Origin of the sequence: Streptomyces scabichelini (assembly GCF_011045015.1) — a bacterium.
In the GTDB taxonomy this organism is placed as follows: domain Bacteria; phylum Actinomycetota; class Actinomycetes; order Streptomycetales; family Streptomycetaceae; genus Streptomyces; species Streptomyces scabichelini.
Genome location: NZ_JAAKZY010000107.1, coordinates 12943 through 34676, shown reverse-complemented (window position 1 = coordinate 34676; position 21734 = coordinate 12943). Strand labels below are relative to the sequence as shown.

Sequence of the window (21734 nt, the reverse complement as noted above, 5' to 3'; positions counted from 1 at the left end):
TCGTCGGCCAGCGCAGCCCGGAGTCTGCCATCGCCGTCCTGGACCACCGCCTGGACCGAATCTTCCGCACCGGTGATGCGGCTGGTTGATGGGCGGCCGACTCACCGCGTAGGAGCCGCTGTCGGCGCCGCGCCGAAGCACTCCGCGATGCCTTCGCCGACTTCGCCGACCGCCACAACTGCGTTGTCCTCGCACCCGCTCTTCCCCGCCGGGATCACCGGCCCGAACGACGTGGACAGCTACAAGCTCCTCTCCCCTGCCGGATTCCGCCCCGACGAAGCCCTGCTCCACATGGTCGACGAGGCCGCGGCCCGCTGGCATGTGCGCGCCGACCGCTTCCACCTCCACGGCTTCTCCGGCGGAGGCCAGTTCGCCCACCGCTTCGCCTACCTCCACCCCCGACGACTGGCGTCCCTGTCGGTGGGCGCCCCCGGGCGCGTCAGCCTCCTCGACCCCACGACGGCGTGGTGGCGCGGCACGGCCGACATGAAGGAACAGTTCGGGACCGACGCCGACCCGGCGGCTCTGCGCGGCCTTCCCGTGCAACTGGTCATCGGCGAGAACGACACCGACGCGGCCGGACTCGCACCGGACGGCGAGCGCCGGCCCGTGACCGCGGGGACCAACCGCATCGAACGTATCAACGCGCTGCGCGCCAACTGGCGCGAACACGGCATCGACGCACGCCTCGACACCGTGCCCGGCACCGGCCACAACCACTTCGCGGTCCTCCCCACGGTCCAGCGATTCCTCGAAACGCAGGTGCCCGCGTCCGCGCGCCCCCGTGCACCGGAGGTCCCACAGCCGTGACCCACCACCGACTCGATCCACAGGTCGCCCAGCTGATGGCCGACCGTGAAACGGGCAGGCGGGCCGGTCCGCCCGACCTCCGGGCGCTACGCGAAGCAACCAGCGCCGTGGCCAGTCGCCACCGCACTCGCACTGGCGCACACCCCGTCCCCGCCCGTGGCCCAACTCCTCGCCTGTCCCGTCCTCCATGGGGCCCCGCGACGCCCTCACGTACAGCGTTTGCGGAGGGATACGGTCTGACATCGCAGGCGATCGAGTGGTTCATCGGGCAGTACCTGACCCATCCGAAGGTGGCGCAGGCGTGACTCGGACAGCCGCGCGCAGACAGCGTCGGGCAGAGAAGGCCGGCTTCGACCGTCGCCTGATCGCACCGATGATCCTGGGCTCGATTCTCAACCCCATCAACTCCTCGATGCTCGCGGTCGCGTTGGTCCCCATCGGCCGCGCCTTCGGCGTGCCGCCCTCGCAGACGGCATGGCTCGTCTCCGGCCTCTACCTCGCAACGGCTGTCGGCCAGCCGGTGATCGGCCGACTTGTCGACGTGTTCGGTCCGCGTCGGCTCTACCTGCTGGGCACCGCGCTGGCCGGCCTGGCCGGACTGCTCGGCACGCTCGCTCCGAACTTGTGGGTACTGGTCGCCTCCCGCGTCCTCCTGGGATTCGGAACCTCGGCGGCCTTCCCGGCGTCCATGTCGCTGCTGCGCTCCGAGTCCGACCGCACCGGCCGGAAGAACCCGAGTGGCGTCCTCGCCACGCTGTCGATTTCCAACCAGGTCATCGCGGTCGTCGGCCCGGCCCTCGGTGGCCTGCTGATCGGTACGGGTGGCTGGCATCTGATCTTCGGCATCAACGTGCCGCTGTCCCTCATGTGCCTTGTCCTGGGCGCACTGTGGTTGCCACGCGCGACACCCCCCGGCAAAGCGACCCGCATCGATGTGCCGGGCATGCTGTGGTTCGCCGGATCACTGACCGCGTTCATGTTCTTCCTGATGAACCCGACGGTCGCACACTGGTATCTGCTGGTGCTCGGCCTGACCGCGGGCGCGGTGTTCGTCCGCCGCGAACTCGGCATCGCCCAGCCGTTCATAGATCTTCGAGTCCTCGGCGGGAACGTACCGCTGCTCTCCACCTTCACCCGACAGTGCCTCGCCTACACCACGTCGTACGCCTTCTTCTACGGCTACAGCCAGTGGCTCCAAGAGGGCCGAGGACTCAGCGCGTCGCAGGCCGGGCTGCTTCTGCTGCCGCTGTCGGCGACGGCCATCGGTGTCACCGCACTCACGGGACGCCGTAGCCGGGTGCGGGGCAAACTCGTCACCGGCGCGCTTTTCCAATGCCTCGGCTGCGCGGCCTTGTTGCTCCTTCGTGCCGACAGTCCGGTCTGGCTGCTCGTCGTACTCAGCGCGGTCGTCGGCATCCCTCACGGGCTGATCGGGCTGGCCAACCAGAATGCCCTGTACGCACAGGCCGACCCGGCCCGCATGGGCTCGTCCGCGGGACTGCTGCGCACGTTCATGTACATCGGCGCACTGTTCGCGGCGGCGGCGAGCGCCGTGTTCTTCCGCGACGGCGCCACCAGTTCCGGACTGCATGCCATGGCCTGGTTGCTCATCGGTGTGGCCGCTGTGTTCCTGGTCCTGTGCACAGCCGACCGGTCGCTGAGCCGCGTCGGCACAACACCTGGCGACACGACCCCCGCTCTCCGCAAGAGGACTTCCCCGTAGCCGTCGTACGTCAGTCGTGCACCGTGTGGACCACGGGGACCTGCCGCTCCCGGGTTGACGGCCTGAGTTAACGTCGATAACTTATCGCCCTTAACTCAGATGGGAGCAGCCCGTGCCCACACTCGCAGCCGAAGACGTCTACGCGCTCGCGCCGTACGCCAAGACCCTCGGAGTCGTGTTCGACGAGATGACGGCAGCCGGCGTTCGAGCCACGCTGGCGCACGATCTCTCGCTCTCCACGGTGGGCGGCGGCCTCCATGGGGGCGCGTTGATGGGACTAGCCGATGTGAGCGGTGCCGTGTGCGCCGCCCTCAACGGTCCGGCCGGCGCCGCACCGGCCACCGTGGAGTCGACCACACACTTCCTTCGGTCGGCACACACAGACGTCGTCGCGACAGCTCGTCCCCTGCGTGTGGGGCGCAACACCGTCATCGAGGTCGACGTGCACGATGCCGAAGGCGAACTGTGCGCCCGGGTGACCCAGGTCGTCACCGCGGTCAAACCGAAGACATCCTGATGTCGCTCTCGCCCGAAGGCCCCCGTCTGTGACCGGCTCCCGCGTTCGCGCCGCCAAGGGCAAGGGCGGCCTGCTCCGCGACGAGCTTCTCGACATCGCCGATCAGCTGCTCGAAGACGGTGGTGCCGACGCTCTTACGATTCGCGCGGTGGCGACAAGCGCGGGAGTCACCCCGCCGGCCGTCTACCTCCACTTCGCCTCGAAGAGGGAACTCGTCCACGCCACGTGCCTGCGTGTGTGGAGTTCACTGTTCGTCGAGTTGGAAGCACTGTCCCGGGGGGTCCCGGACCCGGTGACGGCGCTCTACGAAACCTGCGTCGCCTACATCGCATTCGGGCTTCGCCATCCCTCCCAGTACCGACTGGTGATGGATGGCGAGGCCACCGAGGCCAGTCGCCAGAACGAGGACGCGTGTTTCCGCTATTTCCGGGACAAGGTCGCAGCCTGTGTCGATGCCGGAGTACCAGTAGAGAGCACCACCGAAACCGCCAGACTGCTGTGTGCCGGCGTGCACGGCGCGGTTTGTCTCCTGATCCACCAGGAACGTGACGCATGGCCTCCGGACACCGATCGCTATACCACCCGGGCGGCGTCCTCAGCCGTGCACGGCGCTCTTCTCACCGCATCTCACGCATCCCGGCCCTCGATGTCCGCCGTGATGCGGTCGGGCTGAACCAGGTTCGAAGACGGGCTCTGGTTCTGGACGGCCCGCGGCGCCCAACTCAGCGGAGCCGCGCCGTACTTCGCCGCGCGCACATCACCCGAGCGAGCATGTCCCTCGAAGCGTCCAGCCGGGACAGGCGACCGCATGCCTCGCCGAGGTTTTCAGTAACTTGCCCACCCACAGCCCGCCGGTGTAGTGGGCGGCGCCGAGGGTCGGCAGCACGTGGTTGGTTCCGATGCCCTTGTCACCGTAGGCGACACGCGTTCCCTCACCCAGGAACAGCGCTCCGTAGTTGTGCATCTCTTCCAGCGCCTCCCGGGGGTTGGCCGTGAGGATCTGGCGGGGGGTCGCCCTGCGCCGCGAGCGTGAGCACGTCAGCTGGCTCGGGGTGCGCTCGAGCGCGCCCGTGACGGCGCCACGACCGCGGAGCTCACCGAAACCGGAGAACTGGCACTGACCCCAACCCCAGACCGGGGGTCCAACGTCTCACCAAAGATGGACGTGCCGAGTGATCGTCCCTTTCCGTGGCAAGCACTGGAACCTGTCCGCCGGCAAGCAGGCGGTCAACGTCGCCCATGCGAAGATCCGCGCCGTGGGCGAGCAGGCCATGGCCACGCTCAATGGCTGGCGCCTGCTGCGCTGCAGCACCAACCGGATCACCGACGTCGTCAAGGCCGTCCTCACTCTTCACCTCGCGTCAGCGTAAGGCGGGAACGGCTCATAAATTACTGTGCGCGGTGTACGGCGGACACCACATCTGGTCGAGTCCGGAGCGGCCGCAGCACTGCCATCCCTTCCTCGAGCCCGACCTTCATGGCGAAGTTGAACCGGTCGACCTCCAAACACAACTCAACATCGGTGGGGTGAGCACCGCGGCGTCGCCCGCTGCGCAGGTCCGCCGCGGCTGGGGAGGTGCGGGCACGGTGCAGATAGGGGCCGGGGTCGAGACGAGCCCCGGCCAGGAGCCGATCCAGGTACTCGGCGCAGGCCAGATCCTCGGCAGCACGGCCGTCCTCGCCGGTGGCCACGAACGTCACCGAGTCGGCGCCAGCATCCGCCAAGGCCCGGGCCGTCGCGCCGGCCACGACGAAACTGGCGCACAGCGCCAGTTTCGCCTCGACGACCGCCAGGGCCCCAACCGTTCCCGCAGTGGTCTTTTGAACCACGGTGCGGCCGGGCAAGTCGGCCTCCCGGATCAGGCCAGGAGAGTTGACCAGGTCGAACCCGCTCACCGGTGCCCCATCCTTGAGCGCAAGCCAGCCCGGGTGACCCGCCTTGATCGCCAGTGCCTCGCCCTCGTCGGCAGCGAGAACGATCTTGTCTGCCCCACAATGGAAGGCCCATGCGGCGGTGGTGAACGCCCGCATCACATCGATCACAACAGCCACCTGTTCGGTGCCGTCCACGTCGGGTATTCCGACTACTCGCGAGTCCATGCGAGATGGTTGCAGCCCACCGAAGCGGTCCACAAGACACGTTGACGATCTTTCAGCGACTCGGGATCTGCTGGGCGACTGCCTCGCGGGCACGCGCTCAAGTATCGGGCGGGCCAGCGGGCGACCAGCGGCTCGTCGCCTGTGGTCTGACCTAGACCTTCAGCAAGTCGGAAAGGGCTCACTAAGCGACGGCAGCCCAATTCTCCCCTTCCATATCCCAGCGATGAAGAGATCTTCCTTCTGCGGACAATCCCACAAGAAGCCATCGGTCCTGCTCCCATATGAGCCGTGGAGCATGCGAAGCGTCGCGCACCAGTTCCGGAGCCGGAGCTGCGTGGTCCGGCTGACGGCGGGTCAGCCGCTGAGCGAGGAGCCACGGTACCGGGAGCTGAGCGACTGCGCCGGCGAGGCGTATCAGGTGGACTTCACCGTCCCGGGGCTGGACGAGGAGGTCATCGCGGCCATGGCCGTGGGCCAGATGGCGAAGGTTGCCGAGGATGCCTCGGAGGTGCTTTGCCTTGTGACCCACGACGAGGCGGGGGCCGAGCGGACCGCCGACACACTGCGGGAGGGGATCGCGTCTGAACCGGACCGGTTCTGGGGCGGCAGCGAGGTCAGCCTGCTGGAGGGCGAGCAGCCCGGGGTTCGAGTGACCGTTCCGCATGTTCACGAGCGTCAGGGGCCGGGCTGGTTGATGTTTGAGCGCCGCCTTGGGCTGATCATGCCGGGGCTGGAGTCCAGGTGGTCCTGGGGCTGGGGCCAGTCGTGATCATGTGGCGGGGCAAGGGCTGCGAAGCTCACCCGCCCGAAGCGGGGCCACTCGACGCGAACAAGCGATCACGAAAAGATCGTCAACTTGGGCCCACCACTCACGGACAACCGGGTCCAGCTCCCGTGAACATAGGCAAACATCGGGGTGACGCTCCGCGACCGCTCCCCAAGATCTGTGCCAGAGCCCTCTGATGGCCCCGGAGGACACCATGAGTCGGCCCCACTCAGCGATCTCCGTGCCATGGCCTGACAGCGGTATTTGGCCCACCCCGGGCCGCTGGTCACGCGGGTCGGTAGACGTGGGCGATGGCACCGCCGCTGAACGCTGTCGTGTTGATCAGCCTCAGGTCCATCGGATCGGCGAACATCGGCAGGCCGCTGCCGAGTACGACCGGGTGAACGAGCAGCCGGTATTCATCGACGAGCCGCAGCCTCGACAGTGACCGTGCGAAGCCGGCGCCGCCGTGCGCCAGGATGTCCTTGCCGGGCTGCTGTTTGAGGCGGGCGATCTCGGTGGCGAGGTCGCCGTCGGCTATGCGTGAGCCGGCCCAGTCGGCGTCCTTGAGCGTCCGGGAGAAGACGACCTTGGGAATGTTGTTCATCGGGGCGGCGAAGACCTCGGTGGACGTCGGCCAGTGGGCGGCCATGCCGAGATAGGCGGTCCGCCCCATGATGTGCGTGCCGGCCTCTCGAAGGGTCTGTGCCAGCCAGGCTGTCGCATCGTCGGTGAGGCTGGCGAAGATCCAGTCGACGCTTCCGCTGTCCGTCCCGACGAATCCGTCGACCGAGACGGATATCTTCAACACCAGTTTCCTCACGTCGAGCCTCCTTGGCCGCTTGGCATGCATCGATACCTGTAGAGACTCCGGGCATGGGAAGAACTCATCGCTCCGGATGCGAATAGGCCGCGGAACGCTGCAACCGGCCCGCACCTGCCGCCCGATCAGCCGCACCGGCACCGACGCACCGACTCCCCATCTAGGCGGCGAGTTCCTGCTCCAGGCCGTCGAGGAGGGCTTGGAGGCCGAACTCGAAGGTCTTGTGGGGAGCGGCGGCGTAGTCGGCCGCCGCCTGGGTGTCCAGCCGGGCGCGCAGGCGCGGATAGCGCATGGCGATCTCCTGTGCCTTGGTCATGGCGTGTTGGAACTGCTCTTCGGCGGTGCTGTGGGCCTCGTTGAGTTTCCGTGTGAGTGAGGCGGTCGCGGCGGCGCCGGCCGCGTTGCCGAGGACGTAGGTGAAGACGGCGGCCGCGGCCTGGTCGGCCTGAGCTCCGGTGAAGCCGGCGGATTCGTATACGGCGAGGCTGTGGTCGTCGTGGCGGGCCTTGCCCTCGCCGTAGACGACGTGCGCAGCGAAGACCTGCACCAGCCAAGGGTGCCGGATGAACATCGCGTACAGGTCGGTGGCCATGGCGGTGGCCGCGGCGCGCCAATCGACCGCATCAAGGTCAGGCAGCGTGAGCTCGCTCCACACCTGGTCGGTGGCGAGCAGGACGAGGTTGTCCTTGTTCTTGACGTGCCAGTACATGGCCGTGGCGGCGGATTTGAGCCGGTTGCCCAAGGCGCGCATGTTGAGCCCCTCAAGGCCCTCGGCATCCAGGAGCTCGACGGCGGTGCGGACGATCTGGTCTCGGGTGAGGGTGTCGCGTGCCATGGCCGCACGGTACGCAGCACTTGCACAAAGTTCAAGAAGGTACTTGCACGCTGTTCAAGACTGGGTCTACCGTCTTCTCGGCCAGCCAGTTGAACTAAGTGCAAGTCCAAGGAGAGCCTGTGAACACCCTCGCCGCTGTCATGCAGCTGCTCGTCGCCGCCGCCTTCATCAGCATCCCGCTGGTCCGCCACCGCTTCGGCCCCGCTGCGAAGGCCGCTGCAGTGGCCGAGCTCCGCCGTCAGCACGTCCGCCCGGAGGTGCTGGAGGAAAACAAGCTCCGGTTCGACGCCGGCGGTCACGAGACCGCAGCCCCGGTGGGCGTGGCCGCCGTGATGACCGCCACCGCCGCTGTGAACCTCGCCGACGCCGACCTGGCCCAGCTGCTGACCTGGATATTCTCCTCGCTGGTGCTGCTGATGAACGCGGTGATCGTCTACAGCAACCTCACCGCGGTGAAGTCCGTGGAGGCCGCCTTCCGCCGCAAGGACGACCCGGAACTGGCCCGCGTCGAAGTCGAGCCTTTCCTCCAGGCTGCCGAGGGCGCCTTCCCCCACTGGGTGCGCGCCCAGACCTACCTGCGCAACACCGTGGTCTTCGGCGGCTCCACCATCGCGCTGGTCGCCGTCTCCCTCATCTGACAACGCGTATGGAGCAGGGCCTTCGCTGCGACGCGGTCGCAGCGAAGGCCCTGCTCCGTTCTCGGGCCGCAGTCACCCAGGGGGACGGAGCCGGCGAAGGTGCCGATGGCCTCGGGGCCGCTAAGCTCAGCTTTCTGAATCCAGTCCCGCAGTAGGTGGCCCTGACGGTGACGGACCATGTCTGTGAACTCCCGTGCGAGGTCGCATGCGGCGGCGATCTCCGGGCGGGCGTTCCGTGCGGTTTCCAGCTGTGCACTATCCGAGGCGCGGAGTGTCTCCTGCGGGCGCATGATCCATGAGGTGATGGTGCGAGGGCTGGGCGTCACTGCCAGGGTGGGGATCGCCACGCCCTTCCTGATGCTGGAACCGGTCCTGCACGTAGTCGGTAAAGGGGTCGAGGACACCTGCGCCCCGGTCACCTGCTGAGGCGAGGAGGTCTTCGAGGTTGTTGTGCCGGTAGCGCCGTACCGTCTTGCGGTCCAGTTGCAGGCGGCGGCCGATGGCGCTGAGGGACAGCCCCGTGGCGACCAATTCGTTGACGTCCCTGTGGCGTTGACGCACACGGTCAAGGCGAGGAGTCGCTGGGGCAGCCAGAGGAGGTGCCGGCGATCGGCGACTTCCAGGGCGTCAGGGGCCGCCTGCCTGATGGCCTTGGTGAATGCCATGAGGTGGTCACGGCACACGATCTCGGCGCCGGGGTGCTCCTGAAGCCAGTCGGCAACCGAGCCGGTCTCGCGGTTGGGCAGGACGTCTACGGGCCTGGAGTTTCGATGTCGACGAGGACGGTGCCGTAGGTCCGTCCTTTACGGAACGCGAACTCGTCGATGCCCAGTATCCGCGGCGCGCGGGCCGGCACAGGCGGGGCGACCAGTTGCGCCAACAGCGCAGTCCGTCGGCCGTGAAGCCGCAGCTTCGCGCACAGTCGCTGGCCCGGGCGCCCGCCGAGTTCCGTCGCGACCGCCCTCATCACCGACCGTGCCGCCGGTGAAGAACGGCGGCGTGGCTCGGTCAGGCCCGCCACCTGTTCCACGAACGTCCGGCGTTGGCACTGGCTCTGATCGCAGAAGAACCGACGCACGTGCAGGCGGACGGTCAACCCCCGCCCGCCGACGGGTAACTCGGATATCTGACGCCAATATCGGCTGTGGACCCGGATGGCAGGATGCTCGCACTGCGGACACCTGCCCGGCGGCCCGCATCCCGCCGCATCGACCACCAAGTTGCCATCGGCGGCCATGAGCTGCCGCACCTTGAGGTTCAGGCCCGGCAAGAGGACGTCCTCAAGCGTCTCCACTCGCATGACAGAGGGATCCCCTGGCGGAACGGTCCTGCAGTCCGGGCGCTACCGGCCCAGGCTCTGGCCGGGCCATCCCGCGGCACTGTCCCTGGCCCCGTCGGCGTGGGCGGTTGTCAGTCGACGGAAGCCATGAAGTCCAGCATCCTGCAGTTGATCTCCTCCGCGTGGTCAATCTGCGGCCCGTGGCCCGTGTTGGAGATGATCTCGGCTCGGGCGCCGGAGACCAGGCGCGGCACACGCTCAGCCTGCCGCTGCGGGTGTACGAGGAGGCTTCGCTTGCCGAGCACCAGATAGAGCGGAGTCCGGATGGTGGACAGCTCCTCCTCGGACAGGGGAAGCGGCGCCGGGCGGCGTATGCGGTAGGCGCGAACGGCCGTTCTGATCATCGTGCGCAGTTCCGGCATGACGAGAACCGGCTGTTCCAGCCAGGCCGCCAGCCGCGGGCGCAGTGCCTTGGGCGCGAAGGTCGCGAAGAGGCCGGCGAAGATCCAGACGAAGAAGCGCAGCCCCACTTTCTCCAGGCCGCCGGGGTCGAGCAGCGTGACCGAGGCGAGGCGACCGGGCCTGCGGTGCGCTTGGTTCAGGGCGAGCCATCCGCCGTAGGAGGTGCCGACGAGGTGCACGCGGTCGAGGCCGAGTCCGGCGAGGGTCTCGTCCAACCACTGTGCGGCGCGCTCGGGTTGGTGGATCGATTCGCGCTGCACGCTGCGGCCGGGATCACCCGGGGTGTCGATCGCGTAGACCGGCCGGTCGGCGCTGAGGGCGGGGGTGTTCGGGTACCACATGGCGGAGCAGGAGCCCGCTCCGTGTACCAGGACGACGGGGGTGCGGGATCGAGCGGCCTCGTTCGCGGGGCCGTAGCGGTAGACGTGCGTGGTGCCAAAGGACGTCTCCACGTCCTCTTCCGCGAGCGCGGGTGCGCCCAGTGCATAGACCGCGTCGCAGGCCGCGAAGTAGCGGTCGCGCCAGGCATCGCTCACGTAACGGCCTATGTCGGCTCGGGCACGGACAGCGGTCTCGGACACGGTCACCTCCGGATCTCATTTTCGTGATACGAACGTACCACAATCTTGGTACGGCTGTATCATCAAGGTCCCACTGGGGCAGCAACAGTGGGACGACGAGCGGAGAAACGGCCGATGCCCAAGCGCGTGGACCACGCAGAACGGCGCACCGAGATCGCCGAGGCACTGGTCCGGGTCGCCGGGCGACGCGGGCTGCATGCCGTGGGGATGCGCGACGTGGCAGCAGAGGCGGGCGTGTCGCTGCGGCTGGTGCAGTACTACTTCGAGACCAAGGAGAAGCTGCTGCTTTTCGGACTGGAGCACCTGACAGAGAGGTTCGGGGAACGGGCCTCCGCCCGTGTGCAGGCCGCCGGGGACAGTCCTGGTCCGCGGGAAATGATCGAGGCGCTGCTGATGGCGGCGCTGCCGACCGACGAGGACAGCCGCACCTTCCACTTCGTCTACACCTCGTACGCCGTTCTGGCCGTGACCGACCAGGCACTCGCCGCCCAACCCTTCATCAAGAACCCGGAAGCCGCAGAAGACGCGGTAACCCAGCTCCTTCGGCAGGCGCAAGAGGCAGCTCTGCTCGAGCCCGGTGTGGACGCACAGTTGGAGGCAGCCGGCCTGCTTGCCATGTCTGCGGGACTCGGCACCAGCATCCTCGTCGGCCAGCGCAGCCCGGAGTCTGCCATCGCCGTCCTGGACCACCGCCTGGACCGAATCTTCCGCACCGGTGATGCGGCTGGTTGATGGGCGGCCGACTCACCGCGTAGGAGCCGCTGTCGGCGGCGCGGCCGCGGCCGCATGCCCTGTCCAGCCGATCTCATCATCAAGGCGTAGCCATCACGGAAAAGCGGTCACAACCCGCCAGTTAGCCGCTCTGAGTGTCACAGTTGACCACGTCCCATGCCCTCAGCCAGAAGGAGTGTGGCTGGTGAACTCGATCGTGCAACCGGGCGGAGTCGGAGGCGAGTGGCCGGATCGAGTGGCCGCCGTACGTCGCGAGCTCACCAAGCACGGGCCGCCGCGGAGTCCCGATGGCGGTCCGGACTTCGCCACCGTCACGCTGCCGGAGAGCGACTGTGATCAGGTACTTGACCTTCTGGTGGAAGAGCGAGTCGGCACGGTCGTCGAGATCGGGCTCGCCTATGCCAGCTCGGCGCTGGCCATCGGCGAGGCGCTGCTGCGCACCGGTTCACGGAACCCTCGGCATGTGGTGATCGACCCGTTCCAGTACACGGCGTACGACGGTGTCGGGTGGGAGCTGCTGCGCAACGCCCGCCTGGACGATATCGCCGAGCTGGTGACCGAGCCATCGCAGCGCTTCCTTGCCCGGTTGGCCGACGCGGGTTTCGCCGCGGACGCGGCGTTCGTCGACGGCAGCCACCACTTCCACAACGTGTTCGTCGACCTCCACTTCCTGGGCGAGATCGTCCGACCTGGCGGCATCGTGCTGCTGGACGATGTCTGGTGGCCATCGGTCGGCGCTGCCGTGGCGTACTTCGAGACCAATCTGGGGTGGCGTCCGCTGCCGGGCGCTCTGGCCGACGGGACCACCGACCCGGCCAGCGGTCGGCCGCGGACCGGCGCCTACCGGCTGCCCGACCCCCGCCCGACGCCCAATTTCAAGGAGTTCCGACCGTTCTGCTGATTCGGGTGGGCCTCGCAAGGTCCACCCCATTCTGAGCATCACAGTTGACCAAGCGGTCTGACTTGGGCAGACGTGACTACCGGCCTGTCCTCGGCGAGCTGTCGGGCCGATCAGCGCCACCAAGATGGACTTCAAAATAGCTTCTGACTTGCATGTATGCGCCGCTCAGAACGGCCAATCGATTCTTAACGCCTGGCAAGATCACCGTCCCGCAGGGCGTCCATGTGATCCATGAGGCGCATTAGGAGGCCGCTGCGATGTCGCTCCACTGTGTCCATCTGGCGACCGATCTCACGCCAGCGCGGCGGACGCCCTTCTGCCTCGGCAGAGATGAGTCGAGTCGCTTCGCGGATGCCTTCGAGTAGGGCGCGGAGTTGCTCAGCCTCGGGAGTGGACCGCCGACCGACGCTGCTGGGGCGAATAGTGAAGTCGAGCCCGTCGATCGCCAGATCGTCCGCTGCTTTCACAATCGCCTGGTCAGCCGACAGCATGGCGTTGTTGAAGCTGCGGATGTCGAACGTCTGGCGAAAGATTGAGGAGCTTGCCTCATCCAGAAGCCTCAGCGCCTCACGGGTGGCCTTACGCAGTTCCATCAACCGATGGAACTTGGCCTCCGCACGAGACCGACGGCGCTCACTGTCCGTATACCTGTTCTGAAGCCAGGGAGTCGCAAGGGCCCCCAGCACTCCCAGAACGGCTCCGCCTGACGCGCCCACCAGCCCGTAGACCGCTGCAGCCACTCCCATATGGGCATCTTCCTCAAGCGGCAGCTCATTCGCCGGGCATCTATGCCCAGGTCAACCTAGTGGGTGACCCCGGCTGACGCTTCGGCATGAAGGGTCCACCCTGTGGTAATGAATTGCCACGTTTGTTGGCACCGGCGCCATGGTTCAGCACGGCAGCGAGGCCGACGCGCATAGGGTTGTAACGGCGACAGTCTCGTCGCTTGATTTCTTGCCGCTTTCACGTGACCTTCGGCGATTCCTACAGACCATCCAGTCGCCTGGTCACTGTGTCGAGTGTCGGCCAAGGAGGACCCTCGCGCAGCAAGCGCAGGAATTCCTCTCCGAATCGCCTCCCATTGGGAAACTGGTCGCCAAGCTCCCAACGCCACGCGGCGACCATCGCGATAACGAGCTGCCGGCACTCGTCCAGCAGCCCTTGGTCAACGCTTGGGTAGTGCTCGCAGACCGCCTCGGGAACATGGGCGAGATCGAACTCGACGGGTCCACGGCAGCACGTCTCAAGGTCGATGAACAACGGGCCGTTCTTCGTGCTGAGCACATTGCCTGGATGCGGCTCGCCGTGGAGCAGCTGCTCCACGGCGCCACGGTCGTCGATCGCTCGTCGCAGGCTTGCTAGCCTGCCGCCGAGGAACACGCGGTCCGCGTCGGCGAGCTCCGGCGAGCGATCCGGGTCGGCGACAACTTCTTCCGCCTCCGTGATCCGGTCCGTGAACCTCGGGCTCGGCACATCGACCTTGCGCATGCCGGCGTGCAGCTGCTCCAGCGCCATGGCGTAGTCGACTGGTGAGGTGTGAGGTGTCACGGGCTCGTAGTAGGTCCACAGCGTCACTGCGAAGCCATCGCGCGTGTACACACGCGGGTCCGCCCGAGGCTCCAAGGGACACACCGGGCACCCGACCTCGGCGAGCCGCTGAGCGAGCTCGACTTCGAACTGTGCAACCTCTTGTCCCACAGGGGCGACCCGGGCAAGGACGCCGCATGGCGTCAGCCGCAGTGCCAGCTTGTTCGAGTTGTGGAGAACGATTGCGTCGTTGGCCGGCAGGTCGAGCGATACGGCGACCGAAGTCGCAGCCGCGATCGCACGCGTGACGTCGGTCATCTTCACCTTCGAATCTTGGCATAGATGAGCGAGGGCGATGCCAACGAGCGTGGCCAGGTGCCAACTAGCGTGGCTCGGCACACGACCTCACATGGCCGTTGAGCACCAGAGTGGCCAACTACGGCGCTCAATGGCCAACTAGCGTGCTCAGTCACAACTGCGGTCACAGCACTGTGACCTCCGGCGACAGTTGGCCAGAAACGTCGGGAAGCCCGCTGGTGAGCGGCCGGTACTCAACGATGGTTGGCCATTTCGCTCAGGGATAGTTGGCCACCGCGGCCTCAACGAAGGAACTCGCGGGCGCCGCGGAGCCTTGTCCGCAACCGCTCCTGCGTTGCGCTGCTGTCGAGGCGTACGTCGAGGGCCCCTGGCAGGGTGGTGTCGGCTCGTCGCCCGGCGGGCAGCCGCGCGCAGTCAAGGCCTTCACTCCGGGCGATCAGCACACCGAGGTCGTGGCGGCTCAGGGCGTCCGGCCCGGCCAGGTGGAACACCCCGGCCGCGTCGGACAGCGCGATCTCCCACAAGGCGGCGGCCAGGTCGTCGACATGGACCGGGCAGCGGATGTCGTCGGTGAACAAGACCCCGTCGCGGGTGCCGGCCGCCAGGGCGTGCACCGTGCGCTCGTGCACGGACCGGCCGTGTCCGATGATCAGCGAAGTCCGGGCGACGGCGGCGTCCGGCGTGAGGAGCCGCACCGCTGTCTCGGCAGCGGCTTTCGCGGCGCCGTACGGGGTGACCGGATCGGGCAGGCAACTCTCGTCGTAACGGACGCGCGCACCAGAGAACACAGCGTCGCTGGAGACATGGACCAGGCGGCAGGCCTGCTCGGCGGCGGCCAGCGCCAGGCGGACGGTGCCGTCGGCGGTGACCGCCCAGTCGGCCCCTCCGCTCGACGCGTTGACCACGACCGACGGAGCCACGTCGGCGATCACCCAGGCGACACGCGCAGGGTCCCGGATGTCGAGCGAATGCCAGGCGACACCCGAAGCCCTGCCGGGCCGGGATGCGAATGTCGCGGACGTCTCTTGCCCGGCCGCGGTGGCCTGCCGGATCAGTTCGGCGCCCAGGAAACCACTGCCCCCGATGATCAGGACCGTCATGGACCGACACGGTAGCGAACGCGGAATCGAGTTACGGAGACGCGACGAGGCCCCCTCACACGGGCCAACTGTCGCTGCACATGGCCAGCTATCGCTGAACGTCACAACAACACCCCGGGGCCACTGTCCTGTGACACCGAATATGGATCGTTTGCCACTGAACTTTGACGGCCGCCAGGTTCCTGCCACTGAAGATTGGCTGGTGGCGGGAGCGGCCATGGGGGCGTCGGCACACATGTGCGGCGTTGCCGGGCTGTCGGCCTTCGGCTTGGAAGCGGGAGAGCAACTGTGATCAAGAATGTTTTGCGTGCCCTTGCCAGGGCCGCACCACAGCAGCCGGCATCGCATCCAACGGCCCCAGCAACCCGATGATCTACAGCTGGCGCTGCGAGTGCGACGCTAAGTCTCGCGGCTCTGATAGGTCGTTATGAGGCTTGATGCCCGTTTCGCCTGTGAGGTTGGGTGAGGTTTGCTGGTCGCGGGTTCGTAGCTGGTGCTACAGGTGGAGACGGCGGCCCCCGGCGACCACGCGGCCACAGCGTTCGAGGCGGGGGCGGAAGGTGCCGGTCACCGCCGCCGGCCCGGCTGGCCCCCTTCACCTACCCGTTCGAATTGACCCAGCAGCCGGCCGCGACGTCCGCATCGGCGCGGCCGGGGACGGCCTCCCGGTCACCTTCCAGCCCGTGGCCGCCCAGCACCGCTGCGACGTGGTGCGGCGGGCGGCGCACGCGCTGTACGAGGCGGGGTGGTGGGGGGGTCAGGCCGGGTGCGCCGTAGTCACCATGAGCCGCCGCCCCCGCCACCGTCGCCGCCGCCGACCCCTCCGCTGTCGCCTCCGCCGCTGTAACCGCCCGATGAGGAATCCGACGAGGAACCCGAGCCGCCGGACGACGGGTGGGTGGCGGCGGACACGGCCGCCAGCGGCAGGTATGTGGCGAGGTGGGGCCGGAGCGTCGCGTCGTCCCCGGGTGCGGCCGTCCGTGCCCGCGTGCGGGACGCATGCGCCTTCGCCCCGTCGGCCGCTGCCGCCGCGGCCCTCCAGGCCTCGGCCTCGCCGAGGGCCACGGCCCACGCGATCTCGTCCTCGTCACGCTTCTCCCAGCCGTGCCGCCCGGGTTCGGCCAGATGGCGCCGGTAGGCCTCCGCCTGACACCACAGGTGAGAGCCGCGCACGGTGCGTGCCCGCAGTTCCCAGGACCGCACGAGGGCCGCGAGCCCGGCGCCGGCCAGTGCCGCGCCGGCTGCCAGCGGCGCCCGCCAGTCCGCGCCCGGATCCGCCACGTCCGTCGCCGTGATCCCCACGACGACCGTTCCGGCGGCCGCGGCCACCGCGCCGCCCCACACGGCGATCCGGCGGCGCCGCTCCCCGGACGGCTCCCACAGCCCGTCGCCACCCGTGCGCCGCCAGTCCTCGAGCCGGTGCCGCAGCATGTTCCAGGCGATGGCGAACGCCGTGTTGTACTGGCCCAGCTGGACGCGCTGCTTACGGGCGAACACGGCCTGGAGCACCTCCGCCGTCAGCGGGTCGGCGGCGCCGCCCTCGGGCCGCGTGCCGGCCTGGTGCAGCACGGGCTTCTTCTTGCCGCTGATGGTCAGATGCCCGTCCGCGGCCGCGGTCAGCAGCCACGCCGCCAGGTGTTCCTGACGCACCCGGTCGGTGAGCAGGATGCCGGCGTGCGCGGGAGCGATGCCCGCGGGCGGCCGGCCGTTCGGTTTGACCGAGGCACCCAGGCGGCGAATGTCCATCCGCCGGGTCCGGCCGTCCGCCCCCTGGACCCGCTCCCGCCCCGCCAGCCGCACCAGCTCCGCGACCACGGCCGTCACGGCGAGGGCGATCCCCGTAGCCCACAACCACCCGGCCACGACGCCGTCCCCGGCCTCGACGGCAGCCGCCCGTCCGCCGGGCGCCTTCGGCAACGACGCGGCGCCGCCCCCGTCGGCATCCCCGACCGTCGCGTACAGCGTCAGACCCTCGTGCGCCTCCAGCGCGTCCTGCGTCACGTCCAGCTGCCCCGGTACGGGCTGCCGCCGCGTCGCACAGTCCTCGCGCGAACCGGACGATCCCGCCACGCAGTTCGGCCGTTCCAGGGCGAACGGGACGGCCAGGTGCACGTCGACGTGCCCGACGGGCACGTCCCACTGCGTGCCAACGGCGTCCCACGTCAGCCACTCCTCGTCCCCGAGGCGCGGCAGGGTGTACTCGATGCGGTACCGGTGGGTTCCAGTCACCGTCGCGTCGGGGGCACCGATCACGATCCGGGCGCCCGCCATGTCCTCGAAGCTGTAGGGCACCGGCTCGCCGTCCGCCGTGACGGATACCTCGCTGACATCTCCGCGTTCCGCCCTGGGCACGTCACGGTAAATACCGTGCCGCTGCTCACCATTGAAGTCGTAGTCGATCACCTCGGTGATCCGGGCCGTCCCGTCGGCACGTATCTCGGCGCCGACCCACATCCGGGCAATCCGTTCCCCGGGCTCCCCGAGCGCCGCGCCCAGCAGCCCGATCAGCCCCACCAACACCGCGCCCACGAGCAGCAGAACGGCATCCCGCCGCCTCCGCCAGCCCACCGACCTGGCCCTCACCCGGGCCCCCCTCACCGTCACCCGTCGCCGTCAGGGGAGGACGATACAGGCCACGTACTACGCAACAGAGGTGCGAGAAACCGCCCAAACACCCCCTGCTGCGGCGCCGCCGCGGCGAAGAGCCCGTGACCTACCCGCATCCGCTCGCCCAGCGCGCCCTGGAAGCAACGATGGGGGTCGCCCTGTGGCAGGAGCAGGCCATGATGCTGGCGATCGACTGCGCGGGCTTCACCCCGGGAGAGGCCGACCGACTGCGCAAGGCGATGGCCGCCAACACGCCCCGGAGAAGGTCGCCGAGCTGCGCGGCCGCCTCCTGGACGGCATGGCCCGCAAGGGCATACCGCCCGGCGCCACCGAGCAGATCACCGGCATGATTGAGGCGTTCTCCGACTACGGCTCCCCACAAAGCCACGCCCAGTCCATGGCCGGCATCATCTACACCAGCGCCTGGATCAAACACCACTACCCGGCTGCGCTGCTCGCTGGGATCATGGCAAATCTGCCTATGGGTTTCTACGACTCCCAGACCCTGATCCAGGACGCGAAACGCCGCGGCATCACTGTGCACGGCGTCGACATCCAGGCCTCCGGCGTACACGCGACGCTCGTCCCCGATCCGGCCGGCGTCTTCGGGCAGCCCGCCATCCGGCGCGGCCTGACCAGCGTCACCGGTGTCAGCCAGGACGCCGCCCGCGCGATCGTCGATGTCCGCACCGAGCGGCCGTTCCAGGATCTGGAGGATGTGGCCCGCCGCACCCGACTGCCCGCGCGGCTGATGGAACGCCTCGCCACGGCCGGGGCGTTCGACGGCTTCGGCGAACACCGCCGCACCGCCCTGTGGACGGCCGGCGCCTTCCCCCGCAGCCACCAGCCCTGCCTGCCCGGGCTCGGCGCCCTCGCGCCCGCTCCCGATCTGCCTGCGATGACACCAGCGGAGACCACGGCCGCGGACCTGGCGACCACCGGTGCCAGTGCAGCCACCCACCCCATCGAGCACGTCCGCGCCTTCCTGGAACAACGCGGCGCCCTGCCCGCAGCCGCCGTACGCGGCATGGCCGACCAGACCCGGGTCCGGGTCGGCGGACTCGCCAAGTACCTGCAGCGCCCGCCCACCGCACGCGGCGTCGCCTTCGGCGCACTCGAAGACGAAACCGGCATGATCAACCTGGTCTTCGCGCCCCCGTCTGGGACCGCTTCGCGCGCATCCTCATCGAAGCCCCGGCCGTCCTCATCGACGGCCACACCGAACGCTCGCACGGCGCGTTCAACGTCATCGTGCACCGGGCCGAAGCAGTGTCGGTGCCAGCAGTAGCCCGCCGTCATCGCAGGTGACGCATGCCGCGCTCGGGACGCGGCTGAGTGCGAAGTCCTGGGGGACAACTGGGCGTTCATCCTCACCGATGTGACCGAGGGGAAAGCTGGCAACAACGAGCGCCTGGCGTTCTTGTTCGACACCCGCCGCGTCAAACTCTCCGGTCTGGCCTGCGAGATCGTGGTCCCGCTGGAGCAGGAAGCGGGCGTGAGCACCGTTGACCTGGACCGTCAGTCCGCCCGGACCCCGTACGCGGTCAGCTTCCTCTCCCAGGGCCAGACGTTCACTCTGGTCACCCTGCACGTCCTGTAAGTAGATGACCCCGAAGACCGGGCGCCGGAGCTACGGGCCATTGCCAAGTGGCTCGCCGGATGGGCGGAGCGGGAGTTCGGCTGGGACCACAACCTCATCGCACTGGGCGACTTCAACATCGACCGTGCCGGTGACCCGCTGTTCGAGGCGTTCACCTCCACGGGCCTCGTCCCCGCACCGCAGCTGGCCGGGCTACCGAGGACCATCTTCGACGACCCGGGCACGGAAGGCTTCTACGACCAGCCGGACCCGTGAGGAGGAACCGGGCTGCCTGGACTACGGCGATGACCGCCGGCCTCACGGACGAGAGACGCATCCGTATGTACGAGCGGTGGGCCTCCCAGCGGGCGCTCGACGAGCACTTCACCACCGCGTACGTCAAGGACTTCCGGGCCGCGGTGTCCGGGCTGACCCGAGTGGGCGTGAGCCTCCAGGCTTACACCGTGGCCGGGTCGCGCGACATGCGCTGAGGCGCGCATGGTCGTCACCGGCAGGCGGGCGCGGGTCCGGATCGCGGTGGTCAGGGTGTCGGTGACCGGCTCGGGCGCGTGTGGTCGGCGATGGCCCAGCCGAAAGCCTGACGGTCCGCATGCCGCCTTCGCCGCGTCATCGTGCTAGCGGGCGATCCCCGTGCTGCCCATCAGGAGGGACGGCACGCTCTTCGGATCGGAGAAGGAACTCCCGTGCAGGCGGGTGACACCCCGGGTGGACAGACCGTCGGCGGCGCCGGACAACAACCACGCGGAGCTGGGGCTCGTGTCGTCACCCGGCGCCGACACCACGAGATCGGCCCGGTGGTCGCCGTCGAGGTCGGTGAGGCCGACGGCCTGCCCGAAGGCGTGGTCCCTGCCCGGGACGCCATGGACGTCACGTTCGTCGAACACGCGGGTGCCCCTGCCCGTCAGACCGTGCCGTGTGCCCAGGAAGAGCAGCACCTCTTCCGGGCCCGCCTTCGCGTACACCTCGGCCCGGGGAGCTCCGGCCACGACGTCGGCGTAGCCGTCGCCGTTCACGTCGCCGGTGTCCAGGGAGGTGAACACGGCGTCGTCGTCCGCGGTCCGGGGCTCCTTGCCGGGCACGCCCGGGGAGTCGCGGTCGATGGTCGTGGTCCGGGTCCCCGGGCCGTTCTCGGTGCCGTACGCCACGGTCACCGAGCTGCGGCTCGCCCGGCCGCCCCGAGGGCTCACGACCAGGTCGCCGTAGCCGTCGGCGTCCACGTCGCCGACCGTCGCCGTCGCCCCGGCGGGGACGTGCGTGCCGTCCGGCCGTGCGAAGCCTTTCCGGCCGCCTTGGAGGTAGCTGCCGGCCCAGTGCAGGCCGGACCAGTCTTCCTCGCCGCCCGTGTCGTCGTCGTGGAAGCTCACCAGATCGTCGATGCCGTCGCCGTTGAGGTCCCCAGCGACGAGATCCCGGTACGCCGCCTCGCCCGACAGGTCGTCGGGCATCCGGGGCGCGGGCACCCTGCCCGTTCCGGCGGGGGCGCCGTCCCGCCGGAACGGGCCCTTCAGCAGTCCCTTGTCGGAGCCGAGCCCGAAGACGAGGTCGGCGTGCCCGTCGCCGTCGAAGTCACCGGCGGCGAGCTGCTCCTCGAGGATGGGCTCCCGCATCCTGGGGACATGGCTGCCGTCCGTCCCCGGCACCCGGGCGGCTTGGGTCAGTCCCCGCTGCGAGCCCCACATGACGATCACGTGGGCGCCGTCCCTCTCGAACACGGAGGCCGCGAGGTCGGTGTAGCCGTCGTCGTCGAAGTCGCGGGCCACCGTGTCGAGCCCGAACATCGCCTCGTCGCGCGCCTCACCGGGTATCCCCGGGTCGCTCTGCGTGAGGTACTGGCACCGCTCCAGGCCGGTCCCGGCACCTGAGCCGTACGCCACCTGGATGCTCCCGCCGACGTAGCCGTTCTCGACGTCTCCCTCGCCTGCGGCCAGGGCCACATCTGAGTGGCCGTCACCATCGAAGTCGGCGATGGGGGCGGCCGGGCCCGGCTCGGCCGAGGCGGCGCCGGCGGCCGGTGCGGTGCCGTGGGTGGTGGTGCGGCACGCGTGCGGCGCGGTGATGTCCCTCGGCTCGTCGTCCGCGAGCACGGACCCCACGACGAGGGCCACCGCGAGAACCACCGCGAGGACCACCGCCCCGCCCCCGAACACCCACTGCCGCTTGCCGATAAGTCCCCGCACACGCCCCTCCTCGTCGCCTCACCGACCCCGTACGACACAGCACGCGTCAGCCGCCCACGGCGGTTCCGCCCGCCTCGTGTACGACGTGCTGCTCACCCCACGCTTCCCGAGCTACGGGCGCTGCCGCACAGGCCGGATGACCAGCTCGTTGACGTCGACATCGGCGGGCTGGCTGATCGCATAGGCGATCGCACGAGCAATGGCATCGGGCGAGATGGCCGCAGCCGAAGGGCACCGG

24 protein-coding genes and 2 pseudogenes are annotated in these 21734 nt (G+C 68.9%); 13 read left to right on the top strand and 13 right to left on the bottom strand.

Annotation, left to right across the window (positions count from 1 at the left end; translation table 11 throughout):
- The first annotated feature begins 147 nt into the window (after nt 1–147).
- The 4 genes from G5C60_RS29085 to G5C60_RS29070 all read left to right on the top strand — a co-directional run bounded on the left by G5C60_RS29085 (nt 148) and on the right by G5C60_RS29070 (nt 3723).
- A complete protein-coding gene (locus G5C60_RS29085) occupies nt 148–810 on the top strand; it encodes an alpha/beta hydrolase (RefSeq protein WP_241267149.1) in 663 nt (220 codons plus the stop codon).
- 301 nt (nt 811–1111) lie between these two features.
- Nucleotides 1112–2533, top strand: a complete 1422-nt coding sequence (locus G5C60_RS29080) for an MFS transporter (RefSeq protein WP_338145961.1) — start codon at nt 1112–1114, stop codon at nt 2531–2533.
- Between the two features lie 112 nt (nt 2534–2645).
- Nucleotides 2646–3050: a hotdog fold thioesterase gene (locus G5C60_RS29075; protein ID WP_165263896.1), complete on the top strand. Its 405-nt coding sequence runs from the start codon at nt 2646–2648 to the stop codon at nt 3048–3050.
- A 28-nt stretch (nt 3051–3078) separates the two neighbouring features.
- On the top strand, nt 3079–3723 hold the full coding sequence (locus G5C60_RS29070) for a TetR family transcriptional regulator (RefSeq protein ID WP_165263895.1): 645 nt from the start codon (nt 3079–3081) through the stop codon (nt 3721–3723).
- Between the two features lie 84 nt (nt 3724–3807).
- On the opposite strand, the gene G5C60_RS53275 is transcribed toward G5C60_RS29070, so the two are convergent.
- Nucleotides 3808–4014 carry a histidinol dehydrogenase gene (locus tag G5C60_RS53275; RefSeq protein WP_277611387.1) on the bottom strand — a complete coding sequence of 69 codons (207 nt, stop codon included), beginning with the start codon at nt 4012–4014 and terminating at the stop codon, nt 3808–3810.
- A 214-nt stretch (nt 4015–4228) separates the two neighbouring features.
- Between G5C60_RS53275 and G5C60_RS29060 the strand changes: the two are divergent.
- Nucleotides 4229–4420 (top strand): annotated as a pseudogene (locus G5C60_RS29060) (IS5/IS1182 family transposase); the annotation flags it as partial.
- Between the two features lie 19 nt (nt 4421–4439).
- Here the strand turns inward: G5C60_RS29060 and G5C60_RS29055 are convergent.
- On the bottom strand, nt 4440–5150 hold the full coding sequence (locus G5C60_RS29055; RefSeq protein ID WP_165263901.1) for a 2-phosphosulfolactate phosphatase: 711 nt from the start codon (nt 5148–5150) through the stop codon (nt 4440–4442).
- A gap of 418 nt (nt 5151–5568) precedes the next feature.
- Here G5C60_RS29055 and G5C60_RS29050 point away from each other — a divergent pair, with 418 nt between their 5' ends.
- Nucleotides 5569–5919, top strand: a complete 351-nt coding sequence (locus tag G5C60_RS29050; RefSeq protein WP_165263894.1) for a hypothetical protein — start codon at nt 5569–5571, stop codon at nt 5917–5919.
- A gap of 283 nt (nt 5920–6202) precedes the next feature.
- Here G5C60_RS29050 and G5C60_RS29045 read toward each other — a convergent pair whose 3' ends face one another.
- The gene (locus G5C60_RS29045; RefSeq protein ID WP_165263893.1) at nt 6203–6739 is read right to left on the bottom strand and encodes a dihydrofolate reductase family protein; all 537 of its coding nucleotides are present in this window, start codon (nt 6737–6739) and stop codon (nt 6203–6205) included.
- 160 nt (nt 6740–6899) lie between these two features.
- Nucleotides 6900–7574 (bottom strand): TetR/AcrR family transcriptional regulator, encoded by a 675-nt coding sequence (locus tag G5C60_RS29040; RefSeq protein WP_165263892.1) that lies wholly within the window; start codon nt 7572–7574, stop codon nt 6900–6902.
- A gap of 119 nt (nt 7575–7693) precedes the next feature.
- On the opposite strand from G5C60_RS29040, the gene G5C60_RS29035 reads away from it, so the two are divergent.
- Nucleotides 7694–8212 carry a hypothetical protein gene (locus G5C60_RS29035; protein WP_165263891.1) on the top strand — a complete coding sequence of 173 codons (519 nt, stop codon included), beginning with the start codon at nt 7694–7696 and terminating at the stop codon, nt 8210–8212.
- Between the two features lie 255 nt (nt 8213–8467).
- Here the strand turns inward: G5C60_RS29035 and G5C60_RS52390 are convergent, their stop codons facing one another.
- From G5C60_RS52390 to G5C60_RS29020, 3 genes are all read right to left on the bottom strand, one after another.
- Nucleotides 8468–8773 carry a hypothetical protein gene (locus G5C60_RS52390; RefSeq protein ID WP_241267148.1) on the bottom strand — a complete coding sequence of 102 codons (306 nt, stop codon included), beginning with the start codon at nt 8771–8773 and terminating at the stop codon, nt 8468–8470.
- 190 nt (nt 8774–8963) lie between these two features.
- Nucleotides 8964–9512 (bottom strand): transposase family protein, encoded by a 549-nt coding sequence (locus G5C60_RS29025; protein WP_165263890.1) that lies wholly within the window; start codon nt 9510–9512, stop codon nt 8964–8966.
- A 110-nt stretch (nt 9513–9622) separates the two neighbouring features.
- On the bottom strand, nt 9623–10534 hold the full coding sequence (locus G5C60_RS29020; RefSeq protein ID WP_420907420.1) for an alpha/beta fold hydrolase: 912 nt from the start codon (nt 10532–10534) through the stop codon (nt 9623–9625).
- Between the two features lie 114 nt (nt 10535–10648).
- Here G5C60_RS29020 and G5C60_RS29015 point away from each other — a divergent pair, with 114 nt between their 5' ends.
- On the top strand, nt 10649–11266 hold the full coding sequence (locus tag G5C60_RS29015) for a TetR/AcrR family transcriptional regulator (protein ID WP_165263888.1): 618 nt from the start codon (nt 10649–10651) through the stop codon (nt 11264–11266).
- A 184-nt stretch (nt 11267–11450) separates the two neighbouring features.
- Nucleotides 11451–12167, top strand: a complete 717-nt coding sequence (locus tag G5C60_RS29010; RefSeq protein WP_338145960.1) for a class I SAM-dependent methyltransferase — start codon at nt 11451–11453, stop codon at nt 12165–12167.
- 185 nt (nt 12168–12352) lie between these two features.
- Here the strand turns inward: G5C60_RS29010 and G5C60_RS29005 are convergent, their stop codons facing one another.
- The 4 genes from G5C60_RS29005 to G5C60_RS28990 form a co-directional block, all read right to left on the bottom strand.
- Complete coding sequence (locus G5C60_RS29005; protein WP_165263886.1) at nt 12353–12760, bottom strand: hypothetical protein; 408 nt, start codon at nt 12758–12760, stop codon at nt 12353–12355.
- A gap of 391 nt (nt 12761–13151) precedes the next feature.
- Entirely contained in the window at nt 13152–14012 is an 861-nt protein-coding gene (locus tag G5C60_RS29000) for a phosphotransferase (protein WP_165263899.1), read from the bottom strand.
- Nucleotides 14013–14293: 281 nt separating this feature from the next.
- Nucleotides 14294–15112 carry an SDR family oxidoreductase gene (locus G5C60_RS28995; RefSeq protein WP_165263885.1) on the bottom strand — a complete coding sequence of 273 codons (819 nt, stop codon included), beginning with the start codon at nt 15110–15112 and terminating at the stop codon, nt 14294–14296.
- A gap of 777 nt (nt 15113–15889) precedes the next feature.
- Nucleotides 15890–17695, bottom strand: coding sequence for a DUF2207 domain-containing protein (locus tag G5C60_RS28990; RefSeq protein WP_165263884.1), 1806 nt, complete (start codon nt 17693–17695; stop codon nt 15890–15892).
- Nucleotides 17696–17820: 125 nt separating this feature from the next.
- On the opposite strand from G5C60_RS28990, the gene G5C60_RS52385 reads away from it, so the two are divergent.
- The 4 genes from G5C60_RS52385 (at nt 17821) to G5C60_RS28975 (ending at nt 19789) form a co-directional block, all read left to right on the top strand.
- Complete coding sequence (locus G5C60_RS52385) at nt 17821–18069, top strand: hypothetical protein (protein WP_338145959.1); 249 nt, start codon at nt 17821–17823, stop codon at nt 18067–18069.
- Nucleotides 18018–19007: a helix-hairpin-helix domain-containing protein gene (locus G5C60_RS28985; protein ID WP_241267147.1), complete on the top strand. Its 990-nt coding sequence runs from the start codon at nt 18018–18020 to the stop codon at nt 19005–19007. The genes G5C60_RS52385 and G5C60_RS28985 overlap by 52 nt, the downstream gene beginning before the upstream one ends.
- 90 nt (nt 19008–19097) lie before the next feature.
- Nucleotides 19098–19319, top strand: a complete 222-nt coding sequence (locus G5C60_RS51235; RefSeq protein ID WP_206440137.1) for an exonuclease/endonuclease/phosphatase family protein — start codon at nt 19098–19100, stop codon at nt 19317–19319.
- Between the two features lie 284 nt (nt 19320–19603).
- A complete protein-coding gene (locus G5C60_RS28975; protein ID WP_241267146.1) occupies nt 19604–19789 on the top strand; it encodes a putative quinol monooxygenase in 186 nt (61 codons plus the stop codon).
- Between the two features lie 144 nt (nt 19790–19933).
- On the opposite strand, the gene G5C60_RS28970 is transcribed toward G5C60_RS28975, so the two are convergent.
- Nucleotides 19934–21496 (bottom strand): FG-GAP and VCBS repeat-containing protein, encoded by a 1563-nt coding sequence (locus G5C60_RS28970; RefSeq protein WP_338145958.1) that lies wholly within the window; start codon nt 21494–21496, stop codon nt 19934–19936.
- 111 nt (nt 21497–21607) lie between these two features.
- Nucleotides 21608–21715, bottom strand: a pseudogene (locus G5C60_RS52380) (oxidoreductase); the annotation flags it as partial.
- Nucleotides 21716–21734: the final 19 nt, after the last annotated feature.